Origin of the sequence: Candidatus Accumulibacter cognatus (assembly GCF_000584975.1) — a bacterium.
In the GTDB taxonomy this organism is placed as follows: Bacteria; Pseudomonadota; Gammaproteobacteria; order Burkholderiales; family Rhodocyclaceae; genus Accumulibacter; species Accumulibacter cognatus.
The window spans coordinates 1-12,988 of record NZ_JDST02000090.1 but is presented as its reverse complement, the minus strand read 5'-3'; the positions used below and the strand labels follow the sequence as shown (position 1 = coordinate 12,988).

9 protein-coding genes and 1 pseudogene are annotated in these 12,988 nt (G+C 63.1%); 6 read left to right on the top strand and 4 right to left on the bottom strand.

Features of this window, described 5'->3' with window-relative positions:
* Positions 1-41: 41 nt before the first annotated feature.
* The 5 genes from AW06_RS15985 (at position 42) to AW06_RS15965 (ending at position 3,790) form a co-directional block, all read left to right on the top strand.
* Positions 42-680, top strand: a complete 639-nt coding sequence (locus AW06_RS15985; RefSeq protein WP_034952002.1) for a hypothetical protein — start codon at positions 42-44, stop codon at positions 678-680.
* A 153-nt stretch (positions 681-833) separates the two neighbouring features.
* The gene (locus AW06_RS15980) at positions 834-2,309 is read left to right on the top strand and encodes a sensor domain-containing diguanylate cyclase (protein WP_034952000.1); all 1,476 of its coding nucleotides are present in this window, start codon (positions 834-836) and stop codon (positions 2,307-2,309) included.
* A 178-nt stretch (positions 2,310-2,487) separates the two neighbouring features.
* Positions 2,488-2,826, top strand: a complete 339-nt coding sequence (locus AW06_RS15975; RefSeq protein WP_034951998.1) for an SH3-like domain-containing protein — start codon at positions 2,488-2,490, stop codon at positions 2,824-2,826.
* A 2-nt stretch (positions 2,827-2,828) separates the two neighbouring features.
* A complete protein-coding gene (gene nthA / locus AW06_RS15970) occupies positions 2,829-3,467 on the top strand; it encodes a nitrile hydratase subunit alpha (RefSeq protein WP_273704795.1) in 639 nt (212 codons plus the stop codon).
* Positions 3,464-3,790, top strand: a complete 327-nt coding sequence (locus AW06_RS15965; protein ID WP_034951992.1) for an SH3-like domain-containing protein — start codon at positions 3,464-3,466, stop codon at positions 3,788-3,790. The genes nthA and AW06_RS15965 overlap by 4 nt, the downstream gene beginning before the upstream one ends.
* A gap of 71 nt (positions 3,791-3,861) precedes the next feature.
* On the opposite strand, the gene AW06_RS15960 is transcribed toward AW06_RS15965, so the two are convergent.
* The 3 genes from AW06_RS15960 to AW06_RS15950 form a co-directional block, all read right to left on the bottom strand.
* Positions 3,862-8,010, bottom strand: coding sequence for a DEAD/DEAH box helicase (locus AW06_RS15960; protein ID WP_034951990.1), 4,149 nt, complete (start codon positions 8,008-8,010; stop codon positions 3,862-3,864).
* A complete protein-coding gene (locus AW06_RS15955) occupies positions 8,003-9,823 on the bottom strand; it encodes a hypothetical protein (RefSeq protein WP_034952022.1) in 1,821 nt (606 codons plus the stop codon). Before AW06_RS15955 ends, AW06_RS15960 begins: the two co-directional genes overlap by 8 nt.
* A gap of 181 nt (positions 9,824-10,004) precedes the next feature.
* Positions 10,005-10,205 carry a hypothetical protein gene (locus AW06_RS15950; RefSeq protein ID WP_034951985.1) on the bottom strand — a complete coding sequence of 67 codons (201 nt, stop codon included), beginning with the start codon at positions 10,203-10,205 and terminating at the stop codon, positions 10,005-10,007.
* A 411-nt stretch (positions 10,206-10,616) separates the two neighbouring features.
* Here AW06_RS15950 and tnpA point away from each other — a divergent pair.
* A pseudogene (gene tnpA / locus AW06_RS15945) lies at positions 10,617-10,992 on the top strand (IS200/IS605 family transposase).
* Positions 10,993-11,138: 146 nt separating this feature from the next.
* Here the strand turns inward: tnpA and AW06_RS20965 are convergent.
* The coding region (locus AW06_RS20965; protein WP_273704794.1) for a methyl-accepting chemotaxis protein at positions 11,139-12,988 on the bottom strand (1,850 nt) is incomplete at its 5' end.

Genomic DNA, 12,988 nt, shown 5'->3' with positions numbered 1-12,988 from the left:
CTGACGCGACTTTCACATTAACCGCAGCCAACGCACTGACCATGTCAACCAAACGCTTTACACGACGCCCATCGAACCTTCGGGCCAGCCGAAGAATCGCCGAAGCGATTCTGGATTATGTTGGCCAAATCCCGGCCACCCGCGAATACCGGCAACAAAACCCGGAAGACCACGCCCGCGCGATCGCCCGCACGGCAGCCAGACAGGCTGCCGTCACTGCCGGCAGCCTGACACTGCCGCCTGGCCCACTCGGCTGGCTTACCCTCCTTCCCGAACTGCGTTCGCTGTGGAAACTCCAGACACAGATGGTTGCGGATATCGCCGCTTGCTATGGCAAGATCGACGGTTTGAACCGCGAAGAGATGCTCTATTGCCTGTTCCGGCACACCGATCCACAGATCGTTCGCGATCTGGTTGCCAAGATCGGAAAGCGCCATGTCGTCCATCTCGCCTCGCGTCCCGAGACCCAGTCGGTCGCTCTGAAGATCGGCATGCACCTCTCCCAACGACTCATCGGCAGAGGAATTTCGCGCTGGATCCCGGTTCTCGGAGCGATTGGCGCCAGCGCCTATGTCTATTACGACACCTACCAGGTCGCCCGTACGGCCATCGAGTTATTTACCGGCGTCATTGACGTGCAGGGCGACGAAGCCGATTCAGAGACGGCGGCGTCCCGCTGACGAGAATTGCACATCAAGCAGCGGGCAAAATATCTCTTGCCGGGCAGCCCACGTAAGGTCATGGCGGCTAATACTGCGTGGGCGGCACGGAAGCGAATAATGTCAGCAGACTGTTAGAATACGGCCAATCGATCGGCAACCTTGGCGGGCAGCATGACAAACGAGCGCATCAGGCATATTGAGGAATGGGCCAACCCGCGCATGGTCGTTGGCGTGACGTTGTTGTTGGTCGGCGCACTGTGGTTGGCACTGATGGTCTCGGTCGTCGCGGATCGCCATGAAAGTATTGCCACCACCGGCGGGCTTCTGCAACGCATGACCCACGCCGTCGAAGAGCAGACCCGACAGCAGTTTCGCGTCGCCGATACTTTCCTGGCCAGTTGTGAGCACTGGCTGCAAGCAAACCCCGATCTGGATCCCCGCACCGACAGGACCTTCCGACAATTGATCGAGACCTTTCGTGCCGGAACCGACCAGTCGATCGATATCTACCTGCTTGCCGCGGATGGCCAGATGTTCGACATTCTCGACCCCGCTCAGGGGCCGCTGGCCAATGTCGCGGACCGCGACTATTTCAAGGGAGCCCTGAACAGCCCGGGCCTGTTTGTCGGCAACCCCACGCGCAAGCCGCTCGCTGACCACGACGGCCTGCCGCTCAGCCTGTCGCTGCAACATCCGGCGAACGACATCCAGGTACTTCTCGCGGTGATCGACCTGCCAACGCTGACCCGGTCTTACGAAAAACAACGCCTGCAACCCGGCGGAGCGATTACTCTGCTCAGGCGCGACGGCACGGTGCTGGCGAGGGCACCCCATGATGACCGACTGCCCGGCCACTCGATGGCCAGCGAAGCCTTGTTCAGAGAGCATCTCGCGCAGCAGCCGCAGGCCCTGGTGCTGCCCGATGCCCGCCTCGGCACACGGGCGCGAGAATTCATCAGCTACTCGTCAATGCCCGATTTCCCGCTGGTGATCATGGTATCGGAAGACTACGATGAAGCGCTTGCTGCCTGGCTAAGACAGACGGCCTGGGTAATCCTGCTGGGACTGGGAGTGACCCTGCCATTGGCGTTCATCGCCTATCGATCGCTACACCTGCTGCAGGCGCTCACCAGTCAGGATGCCGAATTACAGCGCCTGGCAACGACCGATCTGCTGACCGGCAGCAGCAGCCGCCAGCACTTCTTCGAAACACTCACCGACGAGGTCGCGCGCGCGCGTCGCCGGCAGATCCCCCTGACCGTCGTGTTGTTCGATATCGACTTTTTCCAGCGGATCAACGACGGTTATGGCCATGCCGTTGGCGACCAGGCCCTGATCCTTTTCGCCAATACCGCGAAAGAGGGCCTGCGTGACATGGACCTTCTTGGCAGACTCGGAGGCGGTGAATTCGCGCTTCTGCTGCCCAATACGAAAGCACGGGAAGCCGTCCTGGTCGCCGAACGAATTCGCAAAGCAATCCCCGGCATATCGATCCCGAGCGACAACGGCACCGTCCAGTTCACGGTCAGTGTCGGGGTGAGCGAAGTCCATGCTGACGACACGTCGATTGACGATCTGCTGAAGCGCGCAGCCACGGCGCTGCACAACGCCAAGGCCGGTGGATACGATCGGGTGGCAGTCGTCTAGGACACGGTCCAAAAGCTACGCGAAGCACCGGAGCATGAGGTGAGCAGCGGTAATATGGACCATGGCTTCAGCGTTGTCCGAACGCACATCATCATGCGAGATTGACGCCGGTTGATGGGGACTCGTATACTTTGGATGACAACGCTTTATTTCTCTATCCTTTCTTAACGAGGCGTCCATGCCAAAACCATTCCCGGCGCCAGGCCTGAATGTCGTGAAAGCCCTGGGTGAGGAACCCGCTTTCAAGGCAGGCGACGATGTCCGAATCTCGGTTCGCTATCCCGTCTGGCATTATCGCGTACCGGCCTACATTCGGGGCAAGCTTGCCACCGTGGAAGCGGTGATGGAACCGCCCGCGGTCAACAACGAGGAGGAGGGTTTTGGGCGCAATGCGGGTTCCAAAGGCCACTATTTTCGCGTGGCCATCCCGCTGACCGCTTTGTGGCCTGGCTATGCCGGCTCCCTTCTGGATAGTCTGCGCATCGAAGTCTTTGAAACATGGCTGGAAAGGGTCTGAATATGGACGACCACGATCATTCCCATCCGCATCCTGCGGCGGCTGACGAGGCGCCTCCCGAGTATTACGAAATCATGGAGACGGCCATTCGGGAGCTGCTGATCGAAAAGAAGCTGATCGCTCCCGGCGAGATTCGTCGACAGATCGAAGTGCTTGACTCCCGCACGCCTGCGTTGGGTGCGAAAGTCGTCGCGCGGGCGTGGGTCGATCCTGGGTTTCGGGCTCGTCTGCTCACCAACGGCCGTGCAGCCTGCGAAGAGTTGGGCATCAGCTTCTACGACGACACCCAGCTCATCGTTCTGGAGAATACCGACAAGGTTCACAATCTCATCGTTTGCACGCTCTGTTCCTGTTACCCGCGCCCGGTGCTCGGCCTTCCGCCCGACTGGTATAAAGCCAGGCCATACCGCGCCCGCGCCGTCAAGGAACCGCGGAAAGTCTTGTCCGAGTTCGGCACCGAGATTCCTGAAGACGTCGAGATTCGTGTCAGCGACTCGACCGCGATCCAGCGTTATCTGGTATTGCCGCTGCGTCCGGCAGGCACCGAGGGTTTTACCGAGGAACAACTCGCCGCCATGGTCACCCGCGACGCGATGATTGGCGTTGTCAAAGTCAACCTTGAACACCGGATCAATTCATGAGCCAAACCGAACACCTCCTGAAAACACTGCCGAATGACATTGGCGGCTTGCCGGCGGATCGCATCGAACGCATTGACCACGAACTCGAGCCTTGGGAGAAGCGTTGCCACGCACTGGCGGATGTCCTCGATTTCCATAAGATTATCAGCACGGAGGAAAAACGCCGAGGCGTCGAGTCGCTCGGCGCGGAGATGATCGGCAAACTCACCTATTACGAACGCTGGATCGTCGCTTTCGCAAACATTCTCTTTCAGAAGGGAATTCTCACTCCCGAGGAACTGGCCAAGAAGATGGATGAAGTCGAGAGACGGCAGGCTGAATAACACATCATGTGCAACACCGGGTGGCGTTGCAGGAGGAAGTGAGGGCAAGGCCTCCCGCCCAGCCTCCCGCATCACTCGCCCCCTCGCACCAGCGCCAGCATCTCCGCGTAGCTCAGCCTGCCGCCGTCCTCGGTGCCGACGAGCAGCCCGTCGGCCAAGTCGCGCTTGCCGGCGTGCAGTTGCAGGATGCGCTCTTCGATGGTGTCCTGGGCGACCAGGCGATAGATCGTGACCGGGCGCTCCTGGCCGATGCGGTGGGCGCGGTCGGAGGCTTGGTCTTCGACGGCGGGGTTCCACCAGGGATCCATGTGGATGACGTAGTCGGCGGCGGTCAGGTTGAGCCCGGCGCCGCCGGCACGCAGGCTGATCAGGAACAAATCTCCCTCGCCGGCCTGGAAAGCGGCGACCGCTGCGCGGCGCTGCGCCTCGGGGGTCGAGCCATCGAGATACTGGTAGCGGATGCCACGGGCATCGAGATGGCTACTGAGGAGCTTGAGGTGATCGACAAACTGACTGAAGACCAGTGCCTTGTGACGATTGTCGAGCAGTTCGTCGACGATCTCGGCGAAGGACTCGAGCTTGGCGCTCGGCAGTTCGCTGTCGGGTAGCGCGAGCCGCGGATGGCAGCAGGCGCGACGCAGACGCATGATCTCGGCGAGAAGCTGCATGCGCTGCTGGCCGGGGTGAGCCTCCGAGGCATCTTCGAGGCGTTCGATGGCCTGCTGGCGCAAGGCCTCGTAGAGCGCCCTCTCGCCGCTACCGAGCTCGATCTGCAGGGTGATCTCGGTGCGCGCGGGCAGCTCGCTCAAGACCTCGCTCTTCAGGCGGCGCAGAATGAAGGGGCGCAGCAATTGGCGCAGCCGCTGCCGGGCGCTCGCGTCCCTGGCCTGCTCGATGGGAATTGCGAAGCGCCGGTTGAAGGTCTCCAGCGAACCGAGCAGGCCGGGATTGATGAAGCGGAAGAGGTTCCACAGCTCGCCGAGATGGTTCTCGATCGGCGTGCCGGTGGTGATCATGCGAAATGCCCCACGCAGACGCATCATCGCCTGCGAGCGTTTGGTGAGCGCGTTCTTGAACGCCTGCGCTTCGTCGGCGACGATGGTCTGCCACGGCACTTCGGCGAGGCGTTCGCCTTCGCTCTGCAGAAGGCCGTAGCTGCAGACGATGAGGTCGAAGGGGCCGGCCTGTTCGAGCAGCGCGGCGCGGTCGGCGCCGCCGAAACGTAGAGGCTTGAGCGTCGGGGCAAAGCGCTGCGCTTCGTCGATCCAGTTGCCGCAGACCGACATCGGCGCCAGCACCAGTGTCGGGCCTGCAGCGGCCCGCGACACGATCAGGGCCAGCGCCTCGACCGTCTTGCCAAGCCCCATGTCGTCGGCGAGGCAGGCGCCGGCGCCCCAGTGGGCGAGGCGAGCGAGCCAGCGGTAGCCTTCGGCCTGGTAGTCGCGCAGCTCCACCTGCAGCGTCGAGGGGAGTGGCGGTTCGAGGGCCTGCAGCGCAGCCAGCCGGTCGAGCAGCGTCCGCCACGCCGAATCGGCCTCGACTGCCATGCCATCGATGATCTCCTCGATGGCCGGCGCCGCGAAGGGGTGGAAGCGGCCGTCGTCGGCCACCAGTCCGCGCAGCTTGTCCAGGCGCCGACGCAGGGCCTGGCGGAGAATCAGATAATCGTTTTCGCCGAGGCGGACGAAGCGGCCCTGGGCGGCGGCCGCGCGCTCGAGCAGCTCGCGCATCGCCAGCACGCGCCCGTCGTCGAGAGTCAGCTCGCCATCGATCGCCAGCCAGTCGGCCTGCTGCCGGAGAGTGACACGCATCTGGCGGAGCTGGGTTTCCTTGCCCAGGCTGATGCGCTTGCCTTGCGGCCAGTCGAGCACGACCGCATCGCCGAGGTGATGAAGCTCTTCGAGTGCGCTCAGGGCCTGCTCGAGGTCGTCGAGGTGCCAGCTCCAGCCGTCGTTGCCGGCGAGTGCCGAGCATTGGCGGATCACCGCGCGGGCCGCCGCCAGCTCGCTTCGGAGGTCGCGGGAGCAGCGCAGGGTGCGACCGTCGCGCTCGCTGAACAGGGTCGCCCCTCCCTGCCCCGGTCGGAACTGCGGGCCAGCTTCACCACCGGGGTGAACATAGCACTCGAGGCCGAGGCCGCCCTCGAAAGCGTTCAGGTGCAGATGCGGGCGCGGGTCGGCGACGATCGTCTCGGCAACGCCGGCACCGCCGCCGATGTCGGAGTGAACGGTCAGCAGTGGAGCGACCGCAGTGAGCCCTTCGAGCAAGCGCGGCTCGGCGCCCTTGGGGACGCTGAGGCCCGTCGGGCCGAGAATGCGGGCGATTTCCCGGTGCCGGACATCGAACTGCACCAGCCGGATGCGCTGCGGGGTCTCCTCGACCGGCAACAGCGACCGGATCTCGGCCGGGAAGGGCTCGATGCTGACCAGAAAGTCCTTGCTGCGCCGCACCGCCGCCAGCGTCGGCAGCGCCCGCACCAGTTCAACCGGAGTATTTGTGGTCACGTTGCGGACGACCAGGGGGTGGCCGACGGCGGCCAGCAGGGCGCGCTCGGTGTCGATCCGATAAACGGTCCGCGCGTAGCCACCGTACCAGCTCGCTTCCTGCTCGCGGACGATGCAGGCGCAGATCTCGCGGTCCTGGGGCGTCAGGTAGGGAAAATCTTCGGGGGTCTCGGCGAGCCGCTGCAGCGCCACCGGCCTGCCCTGGCTCCAGTCGCCGCGTTTGCTGCGCTTCTGCTCGCGGGGTTCGAGCAGGGCGTCGTTCTGGTGCAGTTCGAATACCCAGGCCATGCGCAGATCGGCGGCCTCGGGCGCAACGCTGCCGGGATCGTCCGCCTGATTGCCAAGCCCCTTGAGCGCATCGAGGGCAATCTCCCAGGCGGCTCTGGGGGCCAGCAGATCGGTCATCAGGACCACGCCGGCGGGAGGATCGCCAAGTGCCGCCAGGGTCGGGGTCGCGCCCTCGAAGCCGAAGGCCACCAGCAGGGCAACGGCCTCGTGTGCATACCATTCGATCCCGGCCTGCAGCGCCTGCTCGGCACAGGTCGCCAGGACTTGCAGCGCGTCCGCTGTCGGGCGCTCGCCAAGCCAGTGCAGTGCCAGGAAGCGGAGTAGTTTTGGAAATGCGCCGCGCACGCTCAGGCTGGACTGCAGCCAGACGGCGTCGTCCAATGGGCGTTGGCCGGCCAGCACCGCGGCCAGGTCGCCGAGCACCCGAAACCCTTGCTCGATGGGGTCGGTCACGCTGGCCCGTAGACAGAGGGCCACCTGCCGCTGCACCCGTTCGTAATCGGCCTTGCCGCCGCGGTGCAGGAGGGCGACGAGATACAGCGCGCCGGCGATACCACGTGTATAGACGTTGCGCTTGCGGCTCAGCTTGCGCTCCGACAGCTCGGCTGCCTCGATCTTCGCAAGAGTCTGGGCGTAATCGCCCTGTAAAAAGTGTAGCCAGCCGCGTAGGGCCAGCGACTTGGGGTCGCTCCGGTCAGCCAGCAGCGCCGGCACCATGTCCAGGCAGCCGCGCAGCAGGTACTGCTCGGCCAGGGCGTCGGCCACGTCCGGGCGGGTTGCGGCCAAGGGAGTCAGCAGGCGCTCCATCAGTGCGTAGTGGTCCGGCTGTGGAACCAGTTCCAGGGCCGTCTGGTGCAACAGCGGGGCGAGGGCCAGGATCTGGAGACGGGCATCCAGGCCGGAGATCCATGCCGGGTCCGGCTGGGACAGGCAAACCTCGGACAGTTGTCGAACCTGGTGATAGGGAACCCCGGCCAGTGATGCGGCCGGGCCGACCCCGAGCTGTTGCAGGACCTCGTCTGCGCGCCCGCCATAGAGCGCGTTGCGCAACACCCGCAAGCGGCGTAATTCGTTCTGCGCTTCCCAGGAGTTGCGTATCGGCGTCGGCAAGCAGCGCTCTGCGGCCTCGACGATCGCCGCGAAGGTTCCGTCGGCGACGGTCTCGAGAGTCAGTGTTTCGCGCAGGTCGGGACGACAGAACAGAGCGCCCTTCGGTAGATCGATCAAGCCATCACTGAGCAGCCGCTCGCGCAGGGTCTTGTTCAGCAGGCGACGCAGTGGGGCGCCAGCCTGGTCATGCCAGGCAAGGGCGTCGAGGATCTGCTGCAGCACGGTCTGCCCGACCGATTCGCAGACCACCGACAACACCCGCAGGATGCGTTGCTCGTCGGGGCTCAGGCGCTCGTAGCGCGCGTGCAGCTCAGCCACTGGGGGTTTCGGGCAGCACCAGGCCGAGCCTGACGAGTCCCTTGCGGAAGGCCGCGAGCTTCGGATCGGGAACACAGACCAGGCGGTCGCCGGCACGCATGCAGTGCGGCGCGGTGCCTGGGTCGGAGGCGAGCAGCGCGGCAATGGCGGCGTCCTTGCAGCGGATCAGACGCGCCGATCCGGCGTCGGCGAGCGCGGTGGCGCGTTCGCCGACGCTCTCCAGCAATTGGCGAAACTCCGCCGGCAGCTCGCCAACGGTCGCGGTGTCGAGGAAGTCGCGGATGCGCCCGCGCTCGTCGGCATCGGCACTCGCTCGTAGCAGGGCATCCGGGTCGAGTCGCCAGCGATCGGCAGACGAGGGCTGGGCGATCCGCTCGAGGAGCAGCCGCTCCGCAGGCTCCGGATCGCGCAGCAGGGTCAGACCGAAGTCGGCCCCGGTGGCCAGTAGCGGCGGCTTCTTCTCGACAGTCGGTCGGTAGTCCGGGGTCAATCCGAAGCAAAAAGCGCCGAGGGCATTGAGGCGAAGATAGCGCAGGCCATCGTAACGGCTCAGGAACAGGAAGTCGTCGGTTCCCCAGACATCCCGGTAGTCGGGTCTGGCGTGGTAGGGACTGGTGTAGGCGACGTCGAGCAGGCCGAGCGTCGCCAGATACTCGAAGAGATAGGCAAGGATATAGCGCGCCTGCAGGATCTCGAAACTCCCGAAGCCCTCGTGACCCAGGCTGCCGTAGTTCGAATCGGAAAAGTACAGGGCCCAGGCGTTGTAAGTGACCTCGAAATCGTGGTTGCGAAACCGCATCTGGCGGAAGAACTCGTCGAGGGAGATCCAGCGGCCGACGGGACAGCAATCCTTGAGGGCCCCAGCGATCACCGTACGGCGATCGGCCAGGGCGCTGAGCTGTGCCGATCGGCTGGTCTGGCCTTTGAGCAGGTCCACGCGGCGCAGTTCGTCCGGTGCCCCCTTTGCCTGCCAGCGCTCGAACAGATGCGAGACGACCGTTTCGAGCGGCTGTGAGAGGGCCTTGCTGCCGCGGGCGGTCAGTGCCAGCTTGCTGCCGTCCAGCTTTGCCAGCCCCGCGACCTGCAGCAGCAGCGGCCAGGCAAAGGGGCGAATTGGACGGATCGCCCCGCCCGCCCAGCGCTGGCTACCCAGGTCGTCTTCCGGCCGGTACCAGTCGCCGCCGAGCAGGATCGACTCCAGTTTCGCCACTGCGGCACTGCTCGGCAGGCCGGTCTTCGGGCCGACCGCGATGCCGCCCTGCCCTATCAGCCGCAGCACCGCCGGCAGGTCATGTCGCACCAGCGCCTCGGTGGCGACGAGGCGCAGCGGCTCGGCTGCACCGGCCGCCCCATGCGAGGCAACGGTGGCCGGCAGATCCTCGTCGCTCAGGGTGGTGATCGCCAGCTCGGCCGGCCGTGGCGCCAGCCCGGCCAGACGCGGCAGCAGGTCCTCGGGGATCTCGCCATGGTAGAAGAAGAGCTTGAGGACGCTGGGCTGTTCGACCTTTGGCGTGCCCCAGGAATAAAAATAGATGCGCCGCCGCCCGAAGTACTCGGGGACCTGGCCGTACCTGAGCCGGAAGCGCACCGAATCGAAGCGCCCTCCCCAGTGGTGGACCGCCTCGGCGATGGCGTCGATTTCCAGTTGGGACAGGCGCTGCCAGACACTGCCCAGATCGCCGGCCAGAAGATACTGGGCGAGCGCCTCGATGATCTCCGCCTTGCGCGTCGAGCGGTCGCCGATGGGCGTCAGATCGCGTCTCTGCTTCAATTCGTCCACCGTCAGGAGATTCAATTGCTCGTGGAGTTTCATGGTCATTTTCGCTGGGGTGGATGCCGACGCCTGCAGGCGCCTCTGGCGATGCGATGGCGCGCACTGGAGGGCGTATTTTACATGGATCACTTCCGGGGTCGCGATGGCCGGCGAGGCACAGACATGCTTGGGGCCGGTTCCTACGATCGACTGCCATTGGCCTGGCACGCCAGCGGCACAATCACTCACTGCCGTTCTGCTTCTGCGCCACCGCCTTGAGGTATTCTTCCCCGATCTCCGGGCAGACTTTTTCGATGAACGCCAGCGCATAGCTGCGTAGATAGGTACCGCGGCGCCGGCAGCCGCGGACTCGGTCGCCGGCGCGCGCATCACCAGTTGCCCAGCGTAGCACTGGGCAGCGCTCTCGATAGGCTTTGAGCATTCAAGGGGCAAGAGCCGCTCCTGGGGATGGAGAAGCTGCTCGATGCGGCGACACAGCACCGGCCAATCCTCCTGCTTGATCGAGAAGTTCCTCCCGAGGTTTAGCACGGTGATCTGCCGGACCTTGCCCCCAATGCGCTCGCCACGCACCAGCCGATAGGTGAATTACCCCTCGCCGTTCGCCTTGTTGTTGGTTCGTGTCTTTCGAATAAACATGCCCACGATCGTACAACAAAAGCAAGAGAAAAATCGACTCTGACAAAATATTATGTCACAACAAAACGTCAGCAAAACACACTATATTAAAAATCAATGCGTTACATTTTTTGCACCCCAAATAATCGACCAAATATGACATTGGTGTGTTAAGGTCAGGCTAAGCCACTCGAAGTCTGAGTGCAAATATCACGTAGTGTTCATCCAGAAGTGCCGACGCCGTACGCTGTAGAGTCACTGCGTCGCTACCTCGGGGAAGTGTTCCGCAACTGGCTGAGCAGAAGGAGAGCCGGATCGAAGAGGGGCCTCTGATGCAGGATCACGTGCGCCTGCTGATTTCGATTCCCCCGAAGTACGCGGTGTCGCATTTGGTGGGGGACATCAGGGGCAAGAGCGCGATTCACCTGGCTCGAGTGTACGGTGAGCACCAGAGGAACTTCATTGGCCAAAGCTTCTGGGCACGAAAGTACTTCGTCTCGACCGTTGGTCGAGACGAAGCGTTGACCCGGGACTCCATCCGCGACCAGGAGCAGGAGAGCAAGCGACTGGATCAATTGAGCCTGTGGCGTTGATCTTCCACCTTTAGGTGGCGCAAAATAGTCAGGGTCGTGTTAGTGGCCTTGTTTAGCCGCTGTCAGCGGCTCACATCATGAAAGCCCCCGGCCTTGCCGGGGGATGGTTACTTGTTTACGCGGCCTAACGGGGTTGGCGAGTGTCATCAACGGGGTTGATGATCTTCTTGGGTGCGGGTTTTGAAGTAGGTCATCAGTTCGTCGAGCTGGCAAGCATGCTGCGTCAGCTCCTCCGCCGTCGCAGCCAACTCTTTGGCGGCAGACGCGTTCATCTGGGTCGAGCGCTTGAGATTGGACATCGCTTGTGTGACCTGTGTGACGTTACCGGTCTGCTGGTCCGAGGTCTGATTGATCTCGCGCACCAGATCGGAGGTCTCTCGGATTCCGGGCAACATTGCCTCAAGCAGGACCCCTGCCTTGTCAGCAAGATCAGTGTTGTCGGAAACGAGGAGACTGATCTCGCCAGAGGCTTTCTGCGATCGTTCGGCCAGTTTACGTACTTCCGATGCCACGACGGCGAAGCCCTTGCCCTGTTCACCGGCTCGGGCGGCCTCAATGGCGGCGTTCAGCGCCAGCAGGTTAGTTTGGTAGGCAATGTCGTCGACGATGCGGATCTTGTCGGCAATTTCTTTCATCGCGGCCAGGGTGGCGCGTACGGCGACGGCGCCGTCGTTGGCGGTATGGTTCGCTTCCTGGGCACGCTGGTCGGTCAGGGTGGCCTTGGATGCTATCTCTTTCAGGGAATCAGAGAAGGTTTTTGCCAAGTGGTTGGTCGTATCGGCCACAGAGGCCTGCTCCGACGATGATTGGGAAAGCAACTGCGCGGTTGCCGACACCTGCTGCGCCGATTCCTTAAGTCCGTCGGCCGAATCGCGCAGCTGGGCAATAATGTCGTTCAGGCGATTCGACAGGTAGGAGAAGGACGCCATGAGGGCGCCCACTTCGTCACGGCCGGCGGTGGTCACACTCTGGCGCAAGTCTCCTGCGGCCATTGTGTCGGCGACCTTGACAGCGGTGTCGACACGGCGCACGAGGTCAATGATGGCGAACAGGAATACTGCGATAATCCCGATCCCGAGCGCAGTCAAGGCGCCGGAAAGCCAGAGACTGCTACGTGCGCCACCTTCGAGCCGAGTGACGAGTTGCTCTAGTGAGGCGACGATGAGGTCCTCGATCCTCTTCATGCCATCGATCTTGGTCGTGATGGTGGCAAACCATTTCGGTGCTTCGATGCCGAAATCACCGGTCGCGAACTTGTCGAGCGCATTCCGGCGCATGGATTCAACTTCCCTGTACGACGGGGATTCGAGCACGGACTGCCATGCCTGGACGAATTCGGGTTCCGCCAGGGTCTCGAAGGAGTTCAGGTACAGTCCCTGGGCTCCGACAATGCTAATGAAACGGCGATACAGGGCCGGATCCATTGGCGTATTGGCGGAAAACGCCGCATTTAGCGTCGCTCGTTCGCGGCCCGCGTACTCCTTGGCGTTAATGAACATGGTGTAGGCACTGAGCATGCGGGAGGCCGTAGCATTGTCGGCCTGGGCGGTCGAGTCTGCGACCTGTCCGATCAGACGTTCGATTGTCGAGGTGTAGTAGGCAAAAGAGTCCGGCCCGGTGAGGCTCAATGTATCGATTCCCTTGCGCTTGTCGCCCATTTCGCCAAGCCGACTTGCAGTGCCTGACAGCGTACTCTTGATTCGCGTCGAGAAAATGGACGCCGGTGTGTCCTTAAGCACATTTTCATAGGCGCCATGCAGGCGGTCGGTCAACTGCCGCTGCTCTTTCAGCTCGGGGGCAAAGCGGGCACCCTTTGAACCGATGAAGCCCGCCGACAAACCGCGCTCTTTCTGGAGTTCGTGCACCAAGTTGCTCGCCGCTACGGCGATCCTCTCAAGGTGGACGACGGTTTCCAAACGCGTCAGCTTTTTCCAGTCGCCAACGAAGTGGCTAACCGAGAAGTAGAAGAGAGCGGCGCCTAGCAGCCTGTCGGCCT

What these genes read in the sequence shown, in the direction of transcription:
- AW06_RS15975 (WP_034951998.1), top strand. Translation starts at nt 2,488, where the DNA reads ATGCCAAAACCATTCCCGGCGCCAGGCCTGAATGTCGTGAAAGCCCTG.
- AW06_RS15980 (WP_034952000.1), top strand. Translation starts at nt 834, where the DNA reads ATGACAAACGAGCGCATCAGGCATATTGAGGAATGGGCCAACCCGCGC.
- AW06_RS15950 (WP_034951985.1), bottom strand. Translation starts at nt 10,205, where the DNA reads ATGCTCAAAGCCTATCGAGAGCGCTGCCCAGTGCTACGCTGGGCAACT.
- AW06_RS15965 (WP_034951992.1), top strand. Translation starts at nt 3,464, where the DNA reads ATGAGCCAAACCGAACACCTCCTGAAAACACTGCCGAATGACATTGGC.
- AW06_RS15955 (WP_034952022.1), bottom strand. Translation starts at nt 9,823, where the DNA reads ATGAAACTCCACGAGCAATTGAATCTCCTGACGGTGGACGAATTGAAG.
- nthA (WP_273704795.1), top strand. Translation starts at nt 2,829, where the DNA reads ATGGACGACCACGATCATTCCCATCCGCATCCTGCGGCGGCTGACGAG.
- AW06_RS15985 (WP_034952002.1), top strand. Translation starts at nt 42, where the DNA reads ATGTCAACCAAACGCTTTACACGACGCCCATCGAACCTTCGGGCCAGC.